This window comes from Roseibium sp. (assembly GCF_048260565.1).
Classification (GTDB): Bacteria; Pseudomonadota; Alphaproteobacteria; order Rhizobiales; family Stappiaceae; genus Roseibium.
In genome coordinates, this window is record NZ_JBLXGP010000002.1 from 613,219 (window position 1) to 635,889 (window position 22,671).

The 22,671-nt window shown below is 63.5% G+C and carries 20 protein-coding genes; 13 read left to right on the forward strand and 7 right to left on the reverse strand.

All coding sequences use genetic code 11. The annotated features are described in order from the left end of the window. Nucleotides 1-110 precede the first annotated feature (110 nt). On the reverse strand, nucleotides 111-659 hold the full coding sequence (locus ACN0SO_RS07240; protein WP_417676028.1) for a 2OG-Fe(II) oxygenase: 549 nt from the start codon (nucleotides 657-659) through the stop codon (nucleotides 111-113). A 125-nt stretch (nucleotides 660-784) separates the two neighbouring features. Further along, nucleotides 785-1,846 carry an A/G-specific adenine glycosylase gene (gene mutY, locus ACN0SO_RS07245; RefSeq protein ID WP_417676030.1) on the reverse strand — a complete coding sequence of 354 codons (1,062 nt, stop codon included), beginning with the start codon at nucleotides 1,844-1,846 and terminating at the stop codon, nucleotides 785-787. A gap of 240 nt (nucleotides 1,847-2,086) precedes the next feature. Here mutY and ACN0SO_RS07250 point away from each other — a divergent pair, with 240 nt between their 5' ends. The 8 genes from ACN0SO_RS07250 to ACN0SO_RS07285 all read left to right on the forward strand — a co-directional run bounded on the left by ACN0SO_RS07250 (nucleotide 2,087) and on the right by ACN0SO_RS07285 (nucleotide 9,809). After that, nucleotides 2,087-2,584 (forward strand): DUF721 domain-containing protein, encoded by a 498-nt coding sequence (locus ACN0SO_RS07250; protein ID WP_417676032.1) that lies wholly within the window; start codon nucleotides 2,087-2,089, stop codon nucleotides 2,582-2,584. Nucleotides 2,585-2,832: 248 nt separating this feature from the next. After that, the gene (locus ACN0SO_RS07255; protein ID WP_417676034.1) at nucleotides 2,833-3,426 is read left to right on the forward strand and encodes a DsbA family protein; all 594 of its coding nucleotides are present in this window, start codon (nucleotides 2,833-2,835) and stop codon (nucleotides 3,424-3,426) included. Nucleotides 3,427-3,516: 90 nt separating this feature from the next. Continuing rightward, complete coding sequence (locus ACN0SO_RS07260; RefSeq protein WP_417676036.1) at nucleotides 3,517-6,975, forward strand: chromosome segregation SMC family protein; 3,459 nt, start codon at nucleotides 3,517-3,519, stop codon at nucleotides 6,973-6,975. A 209-nt stretch (nucleotides 6,976-7,184) separates the two neighbouring features. Continuing rightward, on the forward strand, nucleotides 7,185-7,574 hold the full coding sequence (locus ACN0SO_RS07265) for an AtpZ/AtpI family protein (protein ID WP_417676038.1): 390 nt from the start codon (nucleotides 7,185-7,187) through the stop codon (nucleotides 7,572-7,574). A 53-nt stretch (nucleotides 7,575-7,627) separates the two neighbouring features. Further along, entirely contained in the window at nucleotides 7,628-8,377 is a 750-nt protein-coding gene (locus ACN0SO_RS07270) for a F0F1 ATP synthase subunit A (RefSeq protein ID WP_417676040.1), read from the forward strand. Nucleotides 8,378-8,442: 65 nt separating this feature from the next. Continuing rightward, on the forward strand, nucleotides 8,443-8,670 hold the full coding sequence (locus ACN0SO_RS07275; RefSeq protein WP_346899663.1) for a F0F1 ATP synthase subunit C: 228 nt from the start codon (nucleotides 8,443-8,445) through the stop codon (nucleotides 8,668-8,670). A gap of 82 nt (nucleotides 8,671-8,752) precedes the next feature. After that, a complete protein-coding gene (locus ACN0SO_RS07280) occupies nucleotides 8,753-9,319 on the forward strand; it encodes a F0F1 ATP synthase subunit B (RefSeq protein WP_417676042.1) in 567 nt (188 codons plus the stop codon). 10 nt (nucleotides 9,320-9,329) lie between these two features. Continuing rightward, nucleotides 9,330-9,809 carry an ATP F0F1 synthase subunit B gene (locus ACN0SO_RS07285; RefSeq protein WP_417676044.1) on the forward strand — a complete coding sequence of 160 codons (480 nt, stop codon included), beginning with the start codon at nucleotides 9,330-9,332 and terminating at the stop codon, nucleotides 9,807-9,809. Between the two features lie 230 nt (nucleotides 9,810-10,039). Here the strand turns inward: ACN0SO_RS07285 and ACN0SO_RS07290 are convergent, their stop codons facing one another. Together ACN0SO_RS07290 and ACN0SO_RS07295 are read right to left on the reverse strand one after the other, a co-directional pair. Next, nucleotides 10,040-10,720 (reverse strand): ribonuclease HII, encoded by a 681-nt coding sequence (locus ACN0SO_RS07290; protein ID WP_417676046.1) that lies wholly within the window; start codon nucleotides 10,718-10,720, stop codon nucleotides 10,040-10,042. Nucleotides 10,721-10,764: 44 nt separating this feature from the next. Then, nucleotides 10,765-11,901 carry a PA0069 family radical SAM protein gene (locus ACN0SO_RS07295; protein WP_417676048.1) on the reverse strand — a complete coding sequence of 379 codons (1,137 nt, stop codon included), beginning with the start codon at nucleotides 11,899-11,901 and terminating at the stop codon, nucleotides 10,765-10,767. Between the two features lie 112 nt (nucleotides 11,902-12,013). Here ACN0SO_RS07295 and ACN0SO_RS07300 point away from each other — a divergent pair, with 112 nt between their 5' ends. Further along, the gene (locus tag ACN0SO_RS07300) at nucleotides 12,014-12,706 is read left to right on the forward strand and encodes a TIGR04283 family arsenosugar biosynthesis glycosyltransferase (RefSeq protein ID WP_417676050.1); all 693 of its coding nucleotides are present in this window, start codon (nucleotides 12,014-12,016) and stop codon (nucleotides 12,704-12,706) included. A 121-nt stretch (nucleotides 12,707-12,827) separates the two neighbouring features. Beyond that, on the forward strand, nucleotides 12,828-13,709 hold the full coding sequence (locus tag ACN0SO_RS07305) for a DMT family transporter (RefSeq protein ID WP_417676052.1): 882 nt from the start codon (nucleotides 12,828-12,830) through the stop codon (nucleotides 13,707-13,709). 91 nt (nucleotides 13,710-13,800) lie between these two features. On the opposite strand, the gene ACN0SO_RS07310 is transcribed toward ACN0SO_RS07305, so the two are convergent. Together ACN0SO_RS07310 and ACN0SO_RS07315 are read right to left on the reverse strand one after the other, a co-directional pair. Further along, a complete protein-coding gene (locus ACN0SO_RS07310; RefSeq protein WP_417676054.1) occupies nucleotides 13,801-16,176 on the reverse strand; it encodes a YbcC family protein in 2,376 nt (791 codons plus the stop codon). 14 nt (nucleotides 16,177-16,190) lie between these two features. Further along, nucleotides 16,191-17,777, reverse strand: coding sequence for a proton-conducting transporter membrane subunit (locus ACN0SO_RS07315; RefSeq protein ID WP_417676056.1), 1,587 nt, complete (start codon nucleotides 17,775-17,777; stop codon nucleotides 16,191-16,193). A 288-nt stretch (nucleotides 17,778-18,065) separates the two neighbouring features. Between ACN0SO_RS07315 and ACN0SO_RS07320 the strand changes: the two genes are divergently transcribed. Next, nucleotides 18,066-18,962, forward strand: a complete 897-nt coding sequence (locus ACN0SO_RS07320) for a LysR family transcriptional regulator (protein ID WP_417676058.1) — start codon at nucleotides 18,066-18,068, stop codon at nucleotides 18,960-18,962. 58 nt (nucleotides 18,963-19,020) lie between these two features. Here ACN0SO_RS07320 and ACN0SO_RS07325 read toward each other — a convergent pair whose 3' ends face one another. Further along, entirely contained in the window at nucleotides 19,021-20,049 is a 1,029-nt protein-coding gene (locus ACN0SO_RS07325; protein ID WP_417676060.1) for a GlxA family transcriptional regulator, read from the reverse strand. 109 nt (nucleotides 20,050-20,158) lie between these two features. Between ACN0SO_RS07325 and ACN0SO_RS07330 the strand changes: the two genes are divergently transcribed. After that, on the forward strand, nucleotides 20,159-21,415 hold the full coding sequence (locus tag ACN0SO_RS07330) for a flavin-containing monooxygenase (protein WP_417676062.1): 1,257 nt from the start codon (nucleotides 20,159-20,161) through the stop codon (nucleotides 21,413-21,415). Further along, nucleotides 21,412-22,482 (forward strand): class I SAM-dependent methyltransferase, encoded by a 1,071-nt coding sequence (locus ACN0SO_RS07335; RefSeq protein ID WP_417676064.1) that lies wholly within the window; start codon nucleotides 21,412-21,414, stop codon nucleotides 22,480-22,482. Before ACN0SO_RS07330 ends, ACN0SO_RS07335 begins: the two co-directional genes overlap by 4 nt. Nucleotides 22,483-22,671: the final 189 nt, after the last annotated feature.

Sequence of the window (22,671 nt, forward strand, 5' to 3'; positions counted from 1 at the left end):
GACTTGCGCGTCCAGTTCAGACAGACCCTAACAAGGTGCCCGCCGCTTTGAAATCGGAAAATAACCTGTTCGTTCCGCGATGCGAAAACGTGAGCGTTTCCGGACGTGCCTCAACGGAAATGCGGCCCGTGGCTCCAGCAGGTCAGGGAATAGCGGGTTCCCTTTTTGACCGGTACGACCCGATGCAGCATGAAGCTGGCGAACAGGGTGGCCGAGCCGAGGTCCCGTGACGAGGCCATGGCCGTGCCGCCGAAGGAAATCTCCAGCTCTCCGCCCTCGTAGGTCTCCGGTTCCGACAACTGGGTCACGATGGTCAGCTTGCGGTATTGGGCGATCGGGCCGTCGCCGATATCCGAATGCCAGTCGTAGTGGCCTTCGTCGGTCTCGTCATAGGCGGCGACCTGGAGCCGCTCCTTGAACTCGGTGAGGTCGAACCGGAAGGTTTCCCGGTTGGCGCGCGCGACCGCATCGACGATCCGGTCCATGACCCAGCTCGCATTGCCCTGGTCGTCGAGCCAGGAAATTTCGGCGCGGCGGATGTTGTCATGGCGCGTACCGCCGACCAGTCCGCCCCGTTTCTGGCGGCCGTCCTCGCTCAGGCGGATGATTTCCGTCGCTTCGGATTTCGAAAACAGATCTGCAATCGAATGCGTGAACATTGCGGTCCTTGAAAGAGGGTGCTCGAAGATCGCAAGAACGCCCAAACGCATAGGTTTGCAATGCCTAAGTCGCCGTGACTTTCGCTTTCCCGGCAAAACATCGGAACGGATTTGTTCCGCCGAAGCTAAAGTCCGGCGGCAATCGCCTTGCGCATCACCGTCGGCAGGGCCTCGCCGTCCAGGTTCGAAGGCGGCGACCACCAGCAATTCTGCGGGATCGGGCGGTCCGCCGGGTGCGTGGCGCGGTAGACGGTCAGCTCCAGATGGAAGTGGGTGAACGTGTGCCGGACGATACCCGGCCGAACCTTCCAGTCTCCGGAAAAGGGGACGTGATCGAGACCGTTCGAAGCTGCGAAATCCTCGCTCCATTCCGATCCCGGCACCTCGCTCATGCCGCCGAGCAGCCCCTTCGGCGGGCGCCGGCGCAGGAGAACCGCGCCGTCATTGCTCCTGACCGCGACGAAGGCGGCGCCCCGCCGGGTCGGTTTCTGCTTTTTCGGCGCCTTCACCGGCAGTGTTTCCGCCAGTCCCGATTTCCGCGCCGCACAGGGGTCGGTCCACGGACACAGGCTGCAGGTCGGGCGCTTCGGGCTGCACAGGGTCGCGCCCAGGTCCATGACCGCCTGGGCGAAGTCTCCGGGCCGCTCCTCCGGCGTCAGCTCCGCCATCGCCGCCCGGATCGCCGGCTTCGAACCGGGCAGGGGCTCGGTGATCTCGTAAAGGCGGCTGACGACCCGTTCGACGTTGCCGTCCACAACGGCGGCTTTCCTGTCGAACGCGATGGTGGAAATCGCGGCCGCCGTATAGGGGCCGATGCCGGGCAGGGTGACGAGCGCATCCTCGTCCTCGGGAAACCGGCCGCCATGTTCGCGCGAAACCGTTTCGGCGCATTTCTTCAGGTTGCGGGCGCGCGAATAATAGCCGAGCCCGGCCCAGGCCTTCATCACGTCCTCGTCGTCCGCATCCGCCAGCGCATGCACATCGGGCCAAAGACGGATAAACTTCAGGAAATACTCCTTGACGGCCTGCACGGTGGTCTGCTGCAGCATGATTTCCGACAGCCAGACCTGGTAGGGATCGGGCACGATGCCGGCCCGCCGGTCTTCCGGCGCCACCCGCCAGGGGAGTTTCCGGGCATGGCGGTCGTACCAGTCAAGAAGTGTTTGCGATCTTGTGCTAGGTTTCATGGCTCAAAGGTGCGCTTGTCCCAACTGTTTGCAAGAGACGACTTGGAAAGTCTGGGGAAAACGAAGGGATAACACTGTGCGCTTTGTATAGAATCCCCGAAATGTCTTTGTTTTGTCGCAATCCCGCGTGAGTATAATGACGTAAGGGCAGGTAATGGGTCGCCCCCGTGTCTCGTCCAGGTGTTGAGGAGTAAAACCATTTCGACCGTGTCCGCCAGGGAAAAGGCCAAAGGACGAAATGTGGCCAAACCGCTTGCCGACCTGGTCGGCAAGGCGATGACCCCTGCGTGCCGGAAACGCGGTTTTGCTTCCGTTGATATCCTTGCCTCCTGGCCCGACATCGTCGGCGAACGCTATGGTGAACGGGTGCAGCCGGAGCGGCTGATCTGGCCACGCCAGCCCGAAGAGGCGGTTCTGGCCGATGACACCGGGCCCAAGCCGGCAACCCTGGTTGTTCATACCGACGGCCCGACCGCCCTGATGCTCTCCCACGAGATGCCGCAGATCATCGAGCGGATCAACGCGTTTTACGGCTGGGCCGCCGTGGGGCGCATCAGGATCGTTCAGCGACCGGTCGCCGTGCGCCCGCCCTCGCGTCGAAAGACCCTGCGCCCCCTCACCGGAGAGGAGGAGCGGAATCTGGAAGCCCGTCTCTCAGGATTCGAACATGACGGCCTTCGAAAAGCGCTGAAGAAACTCGGCTCCCAGGTCATCGCCCGGGAAAAGGCGTCCCAATAGGTCTGCTCGGCCAAATCGGCCCACGAAGGGTCCGGCTGTCACTTCCTCGTGATCGTGACGGAGCCGCTTCCCCCTTGTGTCCTCCCCCTTGCTGCCACAATTGACCGTTTCAGTTGACTGCGCCCGCGTGAGCGGGCACATGAATGGGCAATCCGGAAGACTTCCGGCTTTGCGATCGAACACTGGACGGGACCACGAACGTGACTTTTTCTCGCAGAAATTTTCTCCAGGCCGCTTCGGGCCTAGCCTTGACCATTGGCGTTTGGGGCGTGCCGTCTCTGGCATGGGCGGCCGATACCGTCGATATCGAAGAACTGTTGAAGCCGGGCCCCTTGGGTGACAAGACGCTGGGCTCGGAGGATGCGCCGGTCACGATCGTCGAATACGCCTCCATGACCTGCGGTCACTGCGCTAATTTCGATGAGGTCACCTTCCCGGAACTGAAGTCCCGGTATATCGATACCGGCAAGGTACGCTTCATTTTCCGGGAATATCCCCTCAACAATCCGGCTTATGCCATGTCCATGCTGGCGCGCTGCATGCCGGCCGACAAATATTTCGACGGTGTCGAGATCATGTTCGAGCAGCTCCGTTCGGGCGCCCTGAGCGGCAGTTTCCTGCCGGCGCTGACGAAATTGTCGAAGCAGATCGGATTTACACAGGAGTCCTTCGAGCAGTGCTTGACAAACCAGAAGCTGATGGACGCACTGAAGGAAGAGCGGGACCGGGCGACCACCAAATTCGGTGTCGAGGCGACGCCGACGTTCTTTATCAACGGCGAAAAGCATTCAGGAGCGCTGTCGATTGAGGAAATGGGAAAGATCATCGACGAGAAAATGTAACGCGCGGGACACCGTCCGGCGGTCGTTGATCGCATGCCTGTTTTCTGAACCCAAAGCATCGGCGCAACGCTTGAGAGAGCGGGTGCGCCGATGAAGTTTTCCAAGCTCCGCGTCGTCGGCTTCAAATCCTTTGTCGAACCGATGGACTTCATCATCGGGGACGGCCTGACAGGCGTGGTCGGGCCCAACGGTTGCGGCAAGTCCAACCTCGTCGAGGCCCTGCGCTGGGTCATGGGCGAGAACTCCTACAAGAACATGCGCGCATCCGGCATGGATGACGTGATCTTTTCCGGCAGCCTGAACCGCCCGGCCCGCAACACGGCGGAAGTCACCCTTTACCTGGAAAATCAGGAGCGCACGGCGCCGGCAGCCTTCAACGACGCCGACACGCTGGAAGTCAGCCGCCGGATCGAGCGCGAGGCCGGCTCCAATTACAAGATCAACGCCAAGGAAGTCCGCGCGCGCGACGTCCAGTTGCTCTTTGCCGACGCCTCCACCGGCGCCCGCTCCCCGGCCATGGTGCGCCAGGGCCAGATCGGCGAGCTGATCTCCGCAAAGCCCACCTCCAGGCGTATGATCCTGGAAGAGGCCGCGGGGATTTCCGGTCTGCACAGCCGCCGCCACGAGGCCGAAATCCGCCTGCGCGCGGCGGAACAGAACCTGGAGCGTCTGGAAGACGTTCTCGTCCAGATCGACGCCCAGCTCGACAATCTCAGGCGCCAGTCCCGTCAGGCGTCGCGCTACCGCAACCTGTCGTCGGAAATCCGGGCCGCCGAGGCCTCGATCCTTTATCTGCGCTGGACGGAGGCTCGCGACGCGTTGGCCGAGGCCGAGCGCCATTTCGCCGAGGCGCAGCGTGAGGTGCGCGAAGTCACGGCCGTCCAGGCGGAAAGCGCCCGGGTTCAGGCGATCGCCGCCCACAAGCTGCCGGAACTGCGCGATGCCTCCGCCAAGGCGGGCGCGGTCCTGCAACGGCTGATCATCGCCCGCAACGATCTCGACGCCGAGGAGCGCCGGGTCAAGGAACGTCTGCAGGACCTGGAGCGGCGGCTGGCGCAACTGGCCGAAGACGTCGTCCGCGAGGAGCGGATGGTCTCGGAGAACGACGAGGTCCTGGAGCGCCTGACCGAGGAGCGCGCCGAACTTCTGGAAGAAAACGAGACGGTCCAGGAACGCAGCGAACTCGCCCGCGAAAAGGTGGCGGAAGCGGAAGAACGTGTTCAGGAGAAAGAGGCCGCTTTGGCGGAACTCACCTCCGCCTCCGCGCAGGCCTCCGCCGAGCGCCAGCAGCTGGAACGCCGCGTGGCGGAATCGCGCCAGCGGGCCGATCGGCTTGCCGCCCAGGCGGCCGAAGCGCAGCAGGCCCTTGCCGCGGTCAATTCGGAAATGGCCAATGTCGACGGCATTTCCGAGCGCCGCGAAGCCGTCGAACTGGCCGAGGAAACCCTGCTCCAGGCCGAAGCCACGGTCGAGGAAGCCGAGGTCCGGACGGCAGCGGCCCGCGAAGCGGAACAGGAAGCGCGAAGGCCCTTGAACGAGGCGCAGCAGACGCTTTCCAGTTACGAGACCGAAGCGCGGACCCTGGAGAAGATCGTCAATGTTTCCTTCGGCGACGACTGGCCCCCGGTGGTGGAGGACCTGAAGGTCGCGCCCGGTTTCGAAACGGCGCTGGGCGCCGCCCTGGGCGAAGACCTGGATGCGCCCGTTTCGGCGGACGCACCGGTCCATTGGGGCGAGGCGCCCGACGGTTCCGGCGATCCGGCCTTGCCGGCCGGCGCTCGCCCGCTGATCGATCAGGTCGAGGCGCCAAAGGCCCTGGCCCGGCGGCTTGCCCAGATCGGCCTTGTCGACAAGGCCGATGGTCCACGCCTGCAAAAGGAGTTGAAGCCCGGCCAGCGGCTGGTCTCCAAAGAAGGCGATCTCTGGCGCTGGGACGGGTTCGTCGTCGGCGCCGATGCGCCCACGCCGGCGGCACAGCGCCTTGCCCAGAAAAACCGCCTCGCCGAACTGGCCGACAAGATCGAAACGGCCGAACGCGTTGTCGAGGATCGCAAGGCGGCCCTTGAACAGGCATGCGGATCCGCCCGGCAGGCGGCGGAAGCCGAACAGGCGGCGCGCGGACGGGTGCGGGAAACGCAACGGGAGCTGAGTGCTGCCCGTGACGGACTGGCCGCCGCAGAGCGTGCCCTGTCTCAGCTCGCCGCCCGCAAGGCGGCCGCCGAGGAACGCTGTGAACGCCTGGGTGAGGAAGCGGTAGAGGCGCGCGAAATCCTCACTGAATGCGAGGAACGGCTTGCCGAAGCACCCTCCGTGGACGGTTTCCAGGAACAGATCCTGAAGCTGCAGGGCGAGGTGGCAACGGCCCGGGCGGCTCTGGCGGAGGCCCGCGCCGTTTCCGAAGGCCTCACGCGCGACCAGCAGATGCGCGACCGTCGGCTGGAGGCGATCGCCCGTGAATACGACAGCTGGAAAACCCGTGCAGCCAACGCTGCCCGGCAGATCACCGTCCTGAAGGAGCGCCGTCAGGAGGCGGAGGACGAGCGAACGGAACTGATCGAGGCGCCGGAGGAAATCGAACACAAGCGCCGCGAGATATTTTCAGCTATTGCGAAGGCGGAAGAAGACAAGAAAGCCCGCGACGACGAATTGCAGCGCGCCGAATCCGATCTGGCGGAAGTGGATCGCCTGGCCAAGTCCGCCCTGGAAGGCCTGTCGTCTGCCCGCGAAGCCCAGGCCCGCGCGGAGGAACGGCTGCAGGCGGCCCGCGAGCGCAAGGCCAACCTGGAGCAGCGGATCGACGAGGATCTGGAAGTTCCGGTTTCCGCCCTGCCTGAAATTGCCGGATTGAAGGACGGCGCGCCGTTGCCCGATCCGGAGGCGATGGAGCGCAAGCACGAACGGCTCAAGGCGGAACGGGAACGGCTCGGTGGCGTCAACCTGCGCGCGGAAGAGGAACTCACCGAAATCGATGAGCAGAAGACGACGCTGACCAACGAACGCGATGACCTGGTCGAGGCGATTCGCCGCCTGAGAACCGGCATCTCCAACCTGAACCGGGAAGCGCGTGAGCGCCTATTGGCGTCCTTCGAGGTGGTCAACGACCACTTCCAGCGTCTTTTCACACATCTCTTCGGCGGTGGTACAGCGGAATTGCAACTGGTCGATTCCGACGATCCGCTTGATGCGGGCCTTGAAATCATCGCCCGCCCGCCGGGCAAGAAACCGCAGACCATGACGCTCCTGTCCGGCGGCGAACAGGCACTGACCGCAATGGCGCTGATCTTTGCGGTGTTCCTGACCAACCCCGCGCCGATCTGCGTTCTGGACGAGGTCGATGCGCCGCTCGACGACGCGAATGTGGAGCGTTACTGCGACCTTCTGGACGAGATGTCGCGTCGGACGGAGACCCGGTTTGTGGTCATTACCCACAATCCGATCACCATGGCGCGGATGAACCGGCTGTTCGGCGTGACCATGGCCGAAAGGGGCGTTTCCCAGTTGGTCTCGGTGGACCTTGAAACCGCCGAACGATTCCGCGAAGCGGGCTGAGACGGCTTAAACGGTGTGCATTGCGCAACGAGCCTATGCGACTAAGGTTTGGTCAAAACGCCCCATGGCGAAGAATATTGTTATAATTCAATCATTTAATCCTTTCTTAGGCCTTCTTGACACGGCATTGGGCGCCGATTATGGTGCGCGCGGCTTTAGGGGGCTTTCAGCCTAACGGATCTAAACCGTCGAGGGGGTCGGAGACTGTAATGAACGGCTCTTCGCATGACGACGATGGAAAGGATCCGCTGGAGGGTGTCTCCGAGCCGGGTCTGTCGAAGCGGCGGGCTCAACTGGACCGCAAGCTGATGGACTTGCATGTGGCCGAGCAGGCCTCCGTGCAAAAGTCTCACAGCAGTGCCACCGGTTACGCGCAGGCAGTGAAGATTTCTTCGGAATTCATTGCTGGCGTTCTGGTCGGGGCAGGGATCGGTTGGGTGGCTGACGAGTGGTTGGGGACATCGCCGTTCGGGTTGATCGTCTTTCTCCTCCTCGGTTTCGCGGCAGGGGTCCTGAATATCATGCGCTCGGCCGGTTTGGTCGCGAGCCAGGATGCACGGATCTCGAAGCGGAATGCGCGCGACGACGGTTCCAAATGAATTCACCGCGCTTCATGCGCGCCCCGAAGTGAACAGATGAAGAAGGCTGACCGGTGTCGAACGATCCGATCCACCAGTTCCAGATCCAGAAGATTTTCCCGATCGAAGTCGGGGGCATGGATTTCTCATTCACCAATTCTTCGCTGTTCATGGGTTTGACCGTGGCAGCGGCGTCCGCATTCCTGATCTTCTCGACCAGCGGCCGCGGTCTGGTGCCGACGCGGATGCAGTCGGTTGCGGAAATGGCCTACGAATTCGTGGCCAGTATGTTGAGGGACGCAGCGGGTACGGATGGCATGCGCTTCTTCCCGATGGTGTTCTCGATCTTCATGTTCGTGCTTTTCGGGAACCTGTTCGGGATGTTCCCGTACTTCTTCACCATCACGAGCCACATCATCGTGACCTTTGCGCTGGCCATGCTGGTGATCCTGACAGTGGTCATCTACGGTTTCATGCGCAACGGAATGAAGTTCCTGAAGCTGTTCGTGCCGGACGGCGTGCCGGGCGCGCTGATCCCTCTGGTGACCGCGATCGAGGTGATCTCGTTCCTGTCCCGTCCGATCAGCCTGTCCGTTCGTCTTTTCGCCAACATGCTGGCCGGACACATCACACTTAAGGTTTTCTCGGGCTTCGTCGTAAGCCTGGGTGCATTGGGAGCTGCCGGCGTCGCCGGTGCCATTCTCCCGCTCGGAATGACTGTTGCCCTGACGGCGCTGGAATTCCTTGTTGCGTTCCTGCAGGCCTACGTCTTCACGGTCCTGACCTGCATGTATCTCAACGACGCACTTCATCCATCCCACTAAGTTCAAGAATCACGCGGCCAGGCGGCCACAAGTGAAACTGACAAACGCTATTAGGAGCATATGTCATGGAAGCAGAAGCAGCAAAGTACATCGGCGCAGGTATCGCATGTCTCGGCATGGGCGGAGCCGGTGTCGGCCTTGGCCAGATCTTCGGTAACTACCTCGCAGGCGCCCTGCGCAACCCGTCCGCAGCTGACGGCCAGTTCGGCCGCCTGATCTTCGGCTTCGCCGTGACGGAAGCTCTGGGCATCTTCTCCCTCCTCGTTGCTCTGATGCTTCTCTTCGTCGTCTAATCGACTTTCGATAGACAACGACATTTGACGAGAAACCGGTGGTGGCGCATTTGCGCCGCCAGTCCGGCATCTGGAGACAAAGATGGCAGGCGAAACCAATTCGGCCACAGAAGCCACGCACACGGGCACCGAGGTGTCGATTGAGCATCACGACAGCAGCGGAGTGTTTCCTCCGTTCGACAGTGCGACGTTCGCTTCGCAGCTCCTTTGGCTGGCAATTACCTTTGGCCTGTTCTACTGGATCATCAAGAATGTGGCCGTGCCGCGGATTTCCGGCATCCTTGAAGACCGCAAGGATCGCATTGCCGGCGATCTTTCCGAAGCCAACAGGCTGAAGGAAGAAACCGACGAAGCGATTGCAGCTTACGAACAGGCTCTTGCCGAAGCCCGTGCCAAGGCACACGGCATCGCGCATGACACCCGTGCGAAGCTGAAGGCCGACAACGAGGCCCGCCGCGAAAAAGCCGAGGCGGAACTTGCCAAGAAGCTCGCCGCAGCGGAAAGCCAGATCGCCGAAGTGAAGAGCCAGGCCATGGAACAGATCGGCGATATCGCCGGTGAAACCACGTCGGCTCTCGTGGAAGCGCTGATGGGCAAGGCTCCGACGAAGACCGATCTGAGCAAGGCGCTCAAATCGGCAATGGATTGAGGAGACGACGATGGACGCAACATTTTTCGCCCTTGTCGGCCTTGTCCTCTTCTTTGCCGTGATCATCTGGGTCAAGGTGCCCGGCAAGATCGGTGGCGCGCTCGACAACCGTGCAAATGAGATCCGCAAGGAACTCGATGAAGCCCGCAAGCTCCGCGAAGAAGCCCAGGCGCTTTTGTCCGAGTATCAGCGCAAGCGTCACGATGCCGAGGCCGAAGCCGAAGCGATCATCGCCGAAGCCAATTCGGAAGCCGAGCGTCTGACCGTGGAAACCAATCAGGCTCTCGAAGAGATGATTGCCCGCCGGTCGAAGGCTGCCGAGAACAAGATCGCTCAGGCCGAATCCCAGGCGATTGCCGAGGTTCGTGCCAAGGCCGCCGATATCGCGGTCGCTGCCGCCGAAGAGATCCTCGCCGCCAAGGTGAAGGACAAGGTGGCCGACGGCATTCTGGCCCAGAGCATCGATCAGGTGAAAGCGAAGCTGAACTGATCGGCGTCAGTCGGATAAAATTCCTGAAAAGCGGCCCCTGTGGCCGCTTTTTTGTTTGGAAGTGCCTGTTATCATCTTCGTCATTCCAGACAGTGTGGCGCGTGAGCGCCATCACGTGATCTGGACTCTAGCTGACAGAGTGAGCGCGAGCGAACGCCGCCTTTAATCGGGTATTGGACGCGCTTGCGCGCGGCTGATGTCTGGATTCCGGATCGGCGTTCGGCTTCGCCTTACTTGTCCGGAATGACGGGTTGGCCTCGACTCGCCTCCGCCGCTTCCCGAACCGGCTTGAACGACATGCGGTGATGAGGCGAGGGGCCGAGCTTTAAGAGTGCTTCCTGGTGGGCCGGGACGCCGTAGCCCTTGTGGGCGGCAAAGCCGTAGCCCGGGGCAAGCGCGTCGAGGCGCACCATCATCCGGTCCCGCAGCACCTTGGCGACGATCGAGGCAGCGGCAATGGCCAGACAGCGGCCGTCACCCTTGATCAGGCTCTGCCCCGGCTGGCTCAGCCCTGGCGGCACGTCCCGCCCATCAACCAGCACCATTTCCGGCGCGACGGCTAGTCCGTTTACGGCGCGTCGCATCGCGGTGAGGGTTGCTGCCCGGATGTTGAGCCGGTCGACCATCGCAGGGCTGGCGGTCGCGGCGCATACATGGGCAGACGCACAGATCTCGTCGAAAAGCTGTTCCCGCTTCGCTTCGGTCAGCTTTTTGGAGTCGTTCAGTCCCGCCGGCAGGTTGTCGTAATCGAGTATGACGGCGGCCGTCGCCACCGGCCCGGCCCATGGCCCGCGTCCCGCCTCGTCGACGCCGGCCAAAAGGTAATTGAAGCCGGCAGCGTAGGATTTCTCGAGACTTTCGTCAGGACTGTCCGGAAAAGGCAGGTCGAAAAGACTGGGAGGCTTGCTCATGGACCGACCATGCCAATGGCTCTGTTCCAAGACAAGATAGCCATTTAAAACAGGTCCAGTTGCACCCCGCCTTTTTGTGGCGAGACGAAACTCTCCGTGTCGAGTTTCTTCCGCCGCGCATTCAGGCCGAGCCGTTTCGAGGCCAGGGAAAACCGCTTGGCGATCTGGTCCGCGTAGGGACCCTTGCCCTTCATGCGCTCGCCCCACTTGGCGTCGTAGTCCTTGCCGTTGCGCATGGAGCGGATCAGGTTCATCACATGCCGGTAGCGGTCCGGGCGTTCGCGCAGGAGCCAGTCGCGGAAGAGCTCGGAAACCTCCAGCGGAAGACGTAGCAGGATGAAGCCGGCCGAGGTGGCGCCGTGCTCGCAGGAGGCCTCCAGGATCGCCTCGATCTCGCTGTCGTTCAGGGCCGGGATCACCGGCGCGATCATGGCCGCCGCCGGAATGCCGGCCTCAGACAGCTTCCGGATCGCCTGCAGGCGCTTGTGCGGGGCGGAGGCCCGCGGTTCCATGGCCCTGGACAGCTTGTGGTCCAGGGTGGTGACGGAAAGCGCCACCTTGACCAGGTTCCGCTCCGCCATGCGCGACAGGATATCGATGTCGCGGGTCACCAGAGCGGATTTGGTGACGATGCCGACCGGATGATTGCACCGGTCCAGCACCTCTAGCACCTCGCGCATGATCCCGTATTGCCGTTCCAGCGGCTGGTAGGGATCGGTGTTGGTGCCGATGGCAATGGTGCGCGGCTGGTAATTCGGCCGGGAAAGTTCCCGTTCCAGCAGCTCCGCCGCGTTCGGCTTGGCGAACAGCCGGGTTTCGAAATCGAGCCCCGGCGACAGGCCCATGAAGGCATGGGTCGGCCGGGCGAAACAGTAGATGCAGCCGTGCTCGCAGCCCCGGTAGGGATTGATGGAGCGGTCGAAGGAAATATCGGGCGAGGTGTTTCGGGTGATGATGGAACGCGCCCGTTCCTCCTGGACCGTGGTCTTCAGGGGCGGCAGTTCCTCCCCGCTGTCCCAGCCGTCGTCGAAGGCGACGGTTGCCAGCGGCTCGAACCGGCCGGACATGTTGAGGCCGGCGCCGCGGCCGCGACGAAGGTCCGGGCGGACGCCGGACCCGGCATCCGAAGGGGCAGCTTCGCCCTGACTGTCGAATTCTTCCGTTACGGCATGGAGTTGCATTTTCGAATCCGAAGCAGATTGCATGAGAACATAATGAGAACATTAATCAGAAAATGCCGAAACTCAAGGGGGTCGTCTCGCGCTTTGCGCGAAAACGCGCTAGAAGAAAGGCATGATCAGCGTCATCATACCGACATTGAATTCCGAGATTGTGCTCGCCCACACTTTGGCGGCTCTCGTTCCGGCCACGGCCGAAGGCGTCGTGCGCGAAGTGATCGTGGTCGATGGCGGGTCTTCCGACAACACCCATGTGATCGCCGATGCCGCCGGATGCGAGTGGTGCCCGGAAAAGGGGCCGCGCAGCCGGTTGCTCGAAGCCGGCGCGACCCGCGCCCAGCGGGGCGAGTGGCTGTTGTTCCTCTCCGCGGACACTGTTCTGGAACCGGGCTGGTTTCACGAGGTTCAGGCCTTTATCGAGCGGGCCGAGCGCTCCGGCAGCGCCGATCGTACGGCTGCGGCCTTCAAACTGAAATTCGAGGCCTTCGGTTTGGGCGCGCGCCTGTCGGAAATTCTGGCGTCGCTTCGGTCGCATCTGCTTGGTATGCCATACGGCAACCAGGGCCTGATCATTTCCAGGCGGTTCTATGCAAAGCTTGGTGGATACAGCCCCTTGCCGGAAATGGAAGATCTCGATCTGGTCAAGCGGATCGGACGGCGGCGCCTCGTCTGTCTGCGGGCGGCGGCGATTTCCTCCGGGCGTTTGGACGAACCGGGTTTCCTGTCGTCCATGCGCCGCTCGATCGCCCGTTTCTGTGTCGGCACCCTGCGTGTGCCGCCCAAGCTCGTGCTGCGCATTCACGGCTAAGCGTCTTTCCCCGAATTGAAACCGAAGGCCGGCTGCCAAGGGCGGTGTCGGACAAATCCGGCTTGTTGTGTTCCTCTGCCGGTGATTAGGTATGCCTTTCTTTCGAGGCAGGAGAAGCAGTGTGAGCACGGTCAATGCCGGGGTGGATAGCAAGGCGACCGCGGGCATCGTGTTCATGTGTGTCGCCATCGCCTTGCTGTGTGTCAGCGACGCCATCGCCAAGACGCTGACCGCACACTATCCGCCGCTGCAGATCCTGTTCCTGCGCAACATCATCGCCCTGCCGTTCTCCGTTCTGATCGCCTGGAAGGCCGGCGGACCCGCCGCCTTGCGCTCTCACCGGCCGGCCATGCATCTCTTCCGTGGCCTGATCTGGATCGGCGCTGCCGGAAGCTTCTTTACCGGTCTCAAGTATCTCGGCCTGGCGGAGGCAACGGTGCTGGCCTTCGCGGCCCCGGTGTTCATCACGGCACTTGCGGCCCTTGTCCTGAAAGACCCGGTGGGTTGGCGGCGCTGGTCGGCGGTCCTGGTCGGCTTCGTCGGCGTTCTGGTCGTCGTTCGCCCGGGTATGGACGCGTTCCAGATGGTGTCCCTGTTTCCGGTCGCGACCGCCGTTCTCTATGCGGTGCTGATGCTGTCGGCCCGTTTCGTCGATCCGCGCGAAAGCGTGTGGACGCTGATGCTTTATCTGGTGGGGGCCGGCGCCGTGTTCAGCGCCCTGACGATGCCCTTCGTCTGGGTGCCTGTCCGGACCGAAGACCTCTGGCTGTTTTTAGGGATCGCCTTCTTCGGCACCATCGGCGTCACCATGCTGACCCAGGCCTTCCGACTTGCTCCAGCGGCAACCGTCGCGCCCCTGGACTACACGGCCCTGATCTGGGCGACCCTGATCGGCTGGCTCGTCTGGGGCGAAATCCCCGACCTCGCAACCTACCTCGGCGCTGCGATCATCATCGCCAGCGGCATCTTCATCATCTGGCGCGAGCGGAAACTGGAGGGGTAGGGGCTTCCTGCCCCCCCCACCTTCCTGCAGGATACCGATCCCGGCATCCGCCCTTATCATCACACCCGACGCCGTATCGGCTCCGCCAGGCTCATGCCGCAAGATCCCTGACCGGTTCGTCCTGCCATGTCCCGTTCCGCTTGTATCGTGCGCTGACCCGGCCGTCTTCCAGGGCGAACAGGTGCAGCCAGCCATTGTCGAAAAGCGCCTGTACCTCCGGATGAGCACCCAGGATGGCGGAAATGGCCTCCTTTGGTGCTTCGATCAAAACCGAAAGCCGCAGCGGGGTGTAAACGAGACCGTCACCGTCATGAAGTGCCTGCCACGGCAGACCGGGGCGCAGGCGGCCGCCATTGCCCTCCAGCACGCCGATGCCGCCGACCACATTGTGGATGAGCTTGTTTCCGCCGCCGAAAACGTCCGGAGCAACGGCGGAGCCGTAATATTGCAGGCTGATCCAGCTGGCCACGACGACCGGGGCGGTCAGGATGAGTTCGAGTGTCTTGAACCCGCTGTCGGTCCTCCAGTCGTAGCTGTGCAGAAAGGCACGCCCTTCGAGATCCGCCGAGGAGGTCACGTTTCTCGGAGCGGCGATAAAGGTCGCGCAGCCGGCCAATCCCCATTCCGGCCGGATTTCCGACCAGTTGTGCGCCCTGAAAGAGATGGACGCCGCGTCCACGCCCGGCAAATGGACGGCCCGTTCGGCCCGTGCCTGCTGACCGGTCCGCTCCAACCACGTCTTCACAAGGCCGATGTCGCCGCCGCTGGTGCCCGTGTCCTCGTCGAAGAGCGATATTTCATCCGTCGTCGTATCGTGCAGACCGGCCATGAAGCAGGTGTCGGACGGGACCTCGATGCCGTGCTCGACAAGCCCGGCGCGCGTTTCCGGATCGTTGAGCAGCGCCGCAAGCAGCCGGGCCGACACCTCGCCGGAATAGCCGCCGCAGGCGCCGCAATGGTACGCGCTTTCATGCGGGTTGTTGGTCACATGGGCGCCATGGCCGACAAGAAGCACGATCGGGGCATGGCCTTGGGTGAGGCCCATCGCCTTGAGGACCGTTGCGGCCGTTTCCGCCTTCGTCTCCGCGCTCAGGGCGGGGTCGAGACGCGGCGCGAACGAGACCCGAGTCCTTTTGCCGGACAGGCCAAAGGCGTCCCGGATCAGCTTCAGCCCGTAAAACGGCCCGGCCGCCTCGACAAAGGCGAAGGAGGAAACCGCGGCCTGGCGGAACCGGTCCAGCGCCCGAACCGCCCGTTTGCCGATGCGGGTCGCGTGCTCCTTGCCGGCCGCGCAGCGGCTTGTCGACGACAGGCCGGGTTTCAGCAGGACGGGCAGATGGTTTTCGACGACGTCCGAGCCATGGTCCGTATGAGCGACGGGCAGGCCGAAGAACCCGGCGAACCCGAGGGTTTCGACTGACGGGCTCTGGCTTTCGAGGGCGCGCCGGATGACTTCCGAGCGAACATCGATGCAAAAGGCCGCCTGGACGGCGGGGCGGACTTCCCGCCGGGGCGAAGCGCTCAGTTTCCGGCCAAGATCCCTTTGGAAGGCCCGTTCGGCCGCGTCCTGCAAGATGGCATCGACCGCCTGGTCGGGCGATGGAGCGACAGGCGCCGCGTGTGCTGCGACCGTTTCACGCCAGCTTTCGCCGGTCTCCGGAACATGGGTCAACAGGGCTTCCTCCCAGATCAGCCGGATCGCCAGCAGATCGGCAAGCGTGCTGTCGGTCCTGCCGTCCAGTTCGGCCTGCCACAGCAGCCAGCGGGCGTGTTGCGCCCATCCGCCGAGATCCATAAGCAGCCGGTGGAACAGGGTCTCGGCCGCCTCAAGACTGACACCGAGCCGGTCCGTCGACCTCAGGACCGCCTGTTCGAAGGTGTCCGGGGCCGAGGCCACATGCGCGCAGAAGCCCGACAGCCCGGCAATTTCCGGCGTCAGGTCGCAGCTCGCCCAGGACCGCCACGCGGCATAGGCGTTTACGCCCGGCTTTGGCGCCCAGAGGGCCTGTCCCCGATCGAAGAAGCCTGCGGCCCAAAGTCCGACCGATTTCTCGATGACCGAAGGCCAGTCGATTCCCGTGGCGGATGCGGCCAGGTCGGCGATGGTCGGCAAGGGCTCCGGGGCAGGGGCCGCCACGGACGCAAGCTCCTTGAGCTGACTGAGGCTCGAAGGCGTTAGCGGCGACGGGTGTGCCTCAAGGGCCGCGCCAAGGTCCGCATCGGTGATGCGACCCGCAGCGATATCTTCCGCATAGGATGTCCGGGGCCGGGTGATGCTGGCGCCTGCGACGCGCGCGAGCCGGGCCGAGGCCGTCGCGAGGTCTTCGCCGGTCTGGCCGAGAAAGGGATTGACCGCGACCGTCGCATCGAGCGGGAAGGCCGGAGGGATGGCGCGGATGGCCGCGGCGGCGGCCTCGAGAATGCCGGAGATCCGTGCCGCTTCGAACTGGGTGTGTTTGATGAACATCGAAGATCCCTCGCTTACTTGGATTTGGCGACCCGGTATCCGCCGATGAAGCGGTCGAGGAGCGCGTTGAGGTAAAGCCCGTTTGCCACGTGCACCCGAAGGCCGGCGGTCGCCGGATGGTGCGCCCACAGCGGAAACAGGGATTGGGCGAAGGCGACGAGACCGAAGGAGAAGACCGTCAGCACGATCAGCGCCCATTCGAGCGGTCCCGCAACCGGCGTTTCCGGCAGGGCCGCACCCCAGATCCGGTGGGCAACCTGCTGAAACGTGAAATAGGCCAGCGCGACGGCTCCGGCAGAAACGGAGGTGCGGTAGGTCAGGTCGGCCGGCGCCGTATCCGCAAGGCCCTGTGCCACCAGATAGGCCACACCGAAAACAAGCACGGCGCCGAGGGCGAGGGCCTGCGGTGTCTTGGGACCGGCGACGACGGAGAATGCGACCGAAACCGCGGCGTAAAGAACCAGGGCAATTGCGAAGGACTTCGCCACATTGGCAAGGCTGGGCACGGCGATCGGGCCGGGTCTGCGCAGGCCGGCGACGGCTTCGACAGCACCGCCGGAGGACAGGAAGGCGTGGGCCTTGTAGAGGGAATGCGCAACGATGTGCAGCAGCGCCAGCGGCCACAGGCCGAGCCCGCACTGGAGCAGCATGAACCCCATCTGGGAGATGGTGGACCAGGCGAGCGCGGTCTTGACCGCGCTTTGGGTCAGCATCACCACGGCGCCGAAAAGAGCGGTCAGACCGCCGATGGCGACGAGTGTGCCCATTGCGCCGGGGCTTGCCTGAACGAGATCCGCCGTCCGGATCAGAAGGAAGCCGCCTGCATTGATGATGCCCGCATGCAGAAGGGCGGAGACCGGCGTCGGCGCCTCCATGACTTCCGTCAGCCAACCGTGCAGCGGGAACGCCGCTGTTTTCAACACGGCTGCGAGCACGAGAAAGACGACTGCCAGATGCGCGGGAAGCGTGAGGTGGGGGTTGGCGAGCTCGGTCAGCCGGGTAAACTCTCCTGTACCCAAAGCCGCCGCAAACAGGATGGTGCTGAGAGCAAGCGCAAGATCGCCGGTGTGCCACACGAGGGCGAATTTGGTCGAGGCCCGCCGTGCGGCGGCCCGCTCCGGGTAGAACAGAAGCAGCCTTCGCACGCAAAGCCCGATGCTGACGAACCCGAGCACCAGAACCGTCATGCTTCCCGACTGGACCAGGACCAGGACGGCGGCGAGCGCGGCCAGCATCAATCCGTGAAACGCGCCTTCCCGTGCTTCGCCGTCGAGGTAGCTGCGGGAATAGCGCAGGACGATCCAGCCGATGAAGGCGACGAGCATCGTCATGGTCGTGCTGATGGCGTCGAGACAGAAGACAATCGGAAACGGACCATCGAGCAGGGAAAGGCGGGTCGGCCCCGCGACGAGCAATTGCACCGTTCCGGTTGCCGCAAGCACCAGCGCCAGAAGTGCTGCCCCTTCGGACAGCCGGGGCAAGGCGGCCGGGCGACGGCCGCTGCGAACCGCCGCGACAAGGGATGTCGCTATAAGCACGACAGGCGCCAGGAGGGCCAGAGGGAAGAGCTGGAGGAGGAGCGGGGAGAGGAGGGGCGACATGGAAGCCTCGCGGTCGGTTCGTGGATCGCCGTGGATATATCGTCTCGCTTTTATCTATAAAAATACATATTATCTTCGATATCGTTCTATATTTTAGAAGAGTGAATGTGCTGAACGAGGTCGACAACAAACCCTGATTTCGTCATCCCGGACGAAGCGCGAGCGTAGATCCGGGACCGGAGAGCCTCGGCTTTGATTATGTAATGTATTGAAAACGAGAGGCTTTTGCCTCGCCGACCCCGGCTCGCGCTTTCGCTTGGCCGGGGTGACAGTGGAGAGGAGAGAGCTTTGTCGGCGGTCTGGCTGAACCTTCATCACCTGAGACTGTTCCGCGCGGTCGCCCGCGACAGCACGCTGACCGGCGCGGCGCGCACACTGAACCTGTCGCAGTCGGCGCTGTCCTCCCAGATCAAAACGCTGGAAGCCTCGCTCGGTCACGATCTCTTCGAACGCCGGGGGCGCGGGCTGGTCCTCACGGAAGCCGGCCGGATTGCCCTCGACCACGCCGAAGCGATCTTTCGCACCGCGGACGATCTGACGGCGACCTTGAGCAACGCCGGCTCCGGGCGCAAGGCGCTCCGGGTCGGGGCGCTGGCAACGCTTTCGCGGAACTTCCAGATCGGCTTCCTGGAGCCGCTGATCGGGCGTTCCGATGTGGAAGTGGTCCTCCGCTCCGGAGCGCAGGCGGACCTGCTGCGCGCGCTGGAAGCGCTTTCGGTCGACGTTGTCCTGACGAATCTCGTCCCGGCCCGCGACGCATCGAGCCCCTATCTCGTCCATTCCCTTTCCGAACAACCGGTCAGCCTGATCGGCCTGCCGCCCGCCTCGGGATCGGCGGACCGGCCCCTAGCGGAGCTGCTTGCCGACGAACCGCTGATCCTGCCGACCCCGGAATCCGCCTTGCGGGCCTCTTTCGATGCGCTGGTGGAGCAAATGGGCATTCCTGCGAAAATCGCGGCGGAAGCCGACGACATGGCCATGCTCCGCCTCCTGGCCCGTGCGGGGGCCGGTATTGCCGTCATTCCCCCGATTGTCGTCAGAGACGAGCTGTCGACGGGAATGCTGGTTGAACTGGGACGGCTTGGAGGGATAAAGGAGGAATTCTTCGCCGTAACCCTGCACCGGCGCTTCCCGAATCCGCTCGTTGCAGAGCTGCTGCAGACGTTCAGGAACAGGACGGATTGAAGGTCCGGGCCTCCGGGAAACGACGGGGCAGCCGGAATTCAGGGCGCCCTTTACGGTTTCAAACAGTTCCAACCGCAGACACAGAGCGCCACTTCCGGCGATAGACGGAAGCGGATACGCCGACCCGTTTTCGAAAGGCTGACCGGAAGCTGGACGGTTCCGAATAACCGACCTCCGCCGAAATATCCTCGACCGACATGTCGGTCGTCTCGAGCAACTGTTTGGCTTCCTCGACCCGCAGGCTTTGAACATAGTCGGCCGGCGACTGGCCGGTTGCCCGGCGGAACCGGCGCAGAAAACTCCGTTCCGACAGGCCGCTGCGCGAAGCCATCTCCGTCACCGGCATGGGGCAGGCGTAATTGTCCGCCGCCCAAAGCTGGGCTTCGCACACAATCCGGTCCTCGGTCTGGCGTCCGGCGGTGAGCGATGCATAAGTCATTTGCCCGTCGCCATGCGGTTCGATCAGGTGAAGCTTGGCTATGCGACGCGCCGTTTCGGCGCCCGCGAACCGGCCGATCAGATAGAGCAGCAGATCTTCCCACGCCGATGCACCGCCTGCGGTGATCACCCGGTGCCCTTCGCCGGCCGGCACAAGGATGCGCTCGCGCCGGACTTTGACCAGAGGGTAGTCGCGGGCGAGCATGTCTGCGAATGCCCAATGGGTCGTTGCTTCGTTGCCGTCGAGCAGACCGGCCTCGGCCAGCAGCAATGCCCCCGAACAGACCGAAGCCACCGTCGCGCCGTCCTCGTAAGCCGTGGCGATCCATCGGGACAGGGCGACGAGATCCTCGGGCAACGGCAGGCTCGGATCGAATAGCAGTTCCGGCACGATGACAAGATCGGGCTTCGGATGCTCGTCCAGGGTCGCGTCGGGCGTGATCCGGCGACCGTTGATGTCCCAATAGGGCGCCCCGTTCGCAGTGATGTAACTGACTGTGAAGGTCGCAGGTGACGGGGGGGTGCCGTGCAGGGCCTCCCAGTCCCGCCCGACGGAAGCCAGGACGTCGAGGATGGAAAAAACGGTCGCGGTTCCGGCACAGGATGCGCCGATGATAACCGAAACAAGCGGATTTTTATGATCAGGCATAGGAATCTTGTCCGATAATCACCGGTTCCTTCGTTTCTTCTTCTATCGAATTTCGCCCCCGTCGTCCATCTCCTTGGCCCTCGAACGGGTCATCAGAAGGAGATCTCCCATGAAACCGACAAGCGAAACCCCGGTCATCGTGATCGGCGCGGGCGTATCCGGGCTTGTCTGCGCGAAAACCCTCGCCGACCGGGGTGTTCCGGTCACGGTGCTTGAAGCACGGCAACGGATAGGCGAGCCATGGCGGTCCCGTCATCCCGCGCTCCGCCTGAACATCCATCGCCGCTTTGCCCGACTGCCGGGTCAGGACGCGCCACGCTGCGACGGCCCCTTCCTGAGGCGCGATACCGTCGTCGCGCATCTGGAACGCTATGCGGACCGGCTTGGCGCGGAAATCCGCTTCGGCACGGACGTGACCGCCCTAGCCCGCGAGGGTGGTACGTGGCGCATCGAGACGAATGTCGGCGAATTTCATGCCGCGCATGTCGTCATTGCGACCGGACGCGACCGGTTTCCCCACATCCCCGACTGGCCGGGGCGCGCCGGCTTTACAGGCGCATTCCTGCACGCGGCCGACATTGGCGATGTGTCCCGGTTCAACGGGAAGCGGGTGCTGGTGATCGGGGCCGGAAATTCCGGTTCGGATGTGCTCAACCACCTGTCGCGGCATGCACCGGCGGAAGTCCTGGTTTCGGTCAGGCATGGCCCGGCGATCGTTCCCCCGCGCATCTTCGGCTTTCCGCTGCACCGGATGGCCCGTCTGTTCGCGGCCATGCCCCTGAGCCTCGTCGACCCGGCCTTCCGGCTCACGCAGCGCTTGTTTCTGGGCAATCTCGCCCGCTACGGCCTGAAGAGCCATCCGGAAGGCGGCGGCACGCGGCTTTTACGGGACGGTGTTGCCTTCGCCATCGATGACGGCTTCGTCTCGGAGCTGAAAAGCGGGCGGATGCAGGTGGTCTCCGAGGTCGTCCGCTTCGACCGGGGGCGTGTGATCCTGGCAGGCGGCGGCGAATGCTCTCCGGACGTGGTGATCGCCGCGACGGGCTATCGCTCCGGGCTGGAGACGCTGCTCGGTCCGCTTGGTGTCCTGGATGCCGACGGTCAGCCGACCCATCCGATGGGGGAGCCGGATCCTGCCAATCCCGGGCTCTGGTTCGCCGGTTTCCAGCCGATCTTTACCGGCTATTTCGACGCAGCCCGTATCGCCGCCGACCGGATCACCGGCGCCATTCTGGCGCAGAGATCGCCAACGGGAGCGCGATCCAAAAGACACACCGGGCAGCGCGCCGCCTTTTCCCAACCGCAACCCGCATTCGGGGGCGGAGAGGCCCGGTCCGATTATCTGAAAACAGGAGAAACGAAATGAACAAGATGACGATTACCGACACACATCCCGAAGCCTTCGCCGAACACATCGGCACGCTTCTGAATGCGGGCGCCGTGGCGACAATGCTGTCGGTCGGCCACCGCGCGGGTCTCTTCACGGCCCTGTCGGGGCAGCCTCCGGCCACGAGCGACGAGATTGCAGAGCGCACCGGTCTGGCCGAGCGATATGTCCGCGAATGGCTGGCCGTGATGGTGACCGGCCGTATTATCGAATACGACCCCGCGGACAGAACCTACGCGCTGCCCGACGCCCACGCCGCCTGCCTGGTTCCCGGTGGCGCGCTCGGGAACCTGGCGGTCTATGCGCAGCACGTTGCCCTCCTCGGCAAGCTCGAAGACCGGATCCTGCACTGTCTCAAGACAGGGGAAGGCACCGGATATTCCGATTATCCCTGCTTTCACCAGATCATGGCCGAAGACAGCGACCAGACCGTGAAGGATGGCCTGTTCGAGGCGATCCTGCCGCTCATTGACGGTATCGACGTGCGTCTTGAGGAAGGTATCGACGTCCTGGATGCGGGCTGCGGCCGGGGCCATGTGCTGATTGCTCTGGCCGAGCGCTTTCCGGCAAGCCGGTTCACCGGCTACGACCTCTGCGCGGATGCGATCGACCATGCCCGCAATCGGGCACACAGCGCCGGGTTATCGAATGTGGTCTTCGAGCAGCGCGACCTCACCGGTTATTCAGAACCCGGACGGTTCGACCTCGTCATGTCCTTTGACGCGGTGCACGACCAGAAGGATCCCGAAGGTCTGATCAACGGCCTGAGGGCCTCGCTCAAACCCGGTGGCATCTATCTGATGCAGGATATCGGCGGCTCGGCCTATCTTGAACAGAACCTGGACTTCCCGATGGCATCGCTGCTCTACGCCGTCTCCTGTGCCCATTGCACACCGGTTTCGATCGGCCAGGGCGGCGACGGACTCGGCACCATGTGGGGCTGGGAAACGGCACAACGGATGCTGGAGGACGCGGGCTTTGCCGCAGTCACCCGCCACGTCCTGCCGCACGACCCGATGAATGTCTGGTTCGTCAGCCGGATTTGACGCTTAGCCGCGGCATGGTTTCCCTGAAATTGCCGGGGGCCATGCCGCTGCTCCATCCGCCCGCTCAAGACGCATCCAGAATCGCATGTAGCAGGCCCGGAAAGCGTCGGTCCAGCTCCTCGCCCCTCTTGGCCCCTTGATCAACCGCACCAGACGGCAGCTATCAGGACGAAAGTTTCGGATCGCAAA

Bases quoted from the DNA above. Each gene is read 5' to 3' on its own strand.
- ACN0SO_RS07325 (WP_417676060.1), bottom strand. From the start codon at position 20,049: ATGCCTGATCATAAAAATCCGCTTGTTTCGGTTATCATCGGCGCATCC.
- mutY (WP_417676030.1), bottom strand. From the start codon at position 1,846: ATGAAACCTAGCACAAGATCGCAAACACTTCTTGACTGGTACGACCGC.
- ACN0SO_RS07295 (WP_417676048.1), bottom strand. From the start codon at position 11,901: ATGCAACTCCATGCCGTAACGGAAGAATTCGACAGTCAGGGCGAAGCT.
- ACN0SO_RS07300 (WP_417676050.1), top strand. From the start codon at position 12,014: ATGATCAGCGTCATCATACCGACATTGAATTCCGAGATTGTGCTCGCC.
- ACN0SO_RS07265 (WP_417676038.1), top strand. From the start codon at position 7,185: ATGAACGGCTCTTCGCATGACGACGATGGAAAGGATCCGCTGGAGGGT.
- ACN0SO_RS07260 (WP_417676036.1), top strand. From the start codon at position 3,517: ATGAAGTTTTCCAAGCTCCGCGTCGTCGGCTTCAAATCCTTTGTCGAA.
- ACN0SO_RS07315 (WP_417676056.1), bottom strand. From the start codon at position 17,777: ATGTCGCCCCTCCTCTCCCCGCTCCTCCTCCAGCTCTTCCCTCTGGCC.
- ACN0SO_RS07280 (WP_417676042.1), top strand. From the start codon at position 8,753: ATGGCAGGCGAAACCAATTCGGCCACAGAAGCCACGCACACGGGCACC.
- ACN0SO_RS07285 (WP_417676044.1), top strand. From the start codon at position 9,330: ATGGACGCAACATTTTTCGCCCTTGTCGGCCTTGTCCTCTTCTTTGCC.
- ACN0SO_RS07290 (WP_417676046.1), bottom strand. From the start codon at position 10,720: ATGAGCAAGCCTCCCAGTCTTTTCGACCTGCCTTTTCCGGACAGTCCT.
- ACN0SO_RS07335 (WP_417676064.1), top strand. From the start codon at position 21,412: ATGAACAAGATGACGATTACCGACACACATCCCGAAGCCTTCGCCGAA.
- ACN0SO_RS07240 (WP_417676028.1), bottom strand. From the start codon at position 659: ATGTTCACGCATTCGATTGCAGATCTGTTTTCGAAATCCGAAGCGACG.
- ACN0SO_RS07330 (WP_417676062.1), top strand. From the start codon at position 20,159: ATGAAACCGACAAGCGAAACCCCGGTCATCGTGATCGGCGCGGGCGTA.
- ACN0SO_RS07275 (WP_346899663.1), top strand. From the start codon at position 8,443: ATGGAAGCAGAAGCAGCAAAGTACATCGGCGCAGGTATCGCATGTCTC.
- ACN0SO_RS07310 (WP_417676054.1), bottom strand. From the start codon at position 16,176: ATGTTCATCAAACACACCCAGTTCGAAGCGGCACGGATCTCCGGCATT.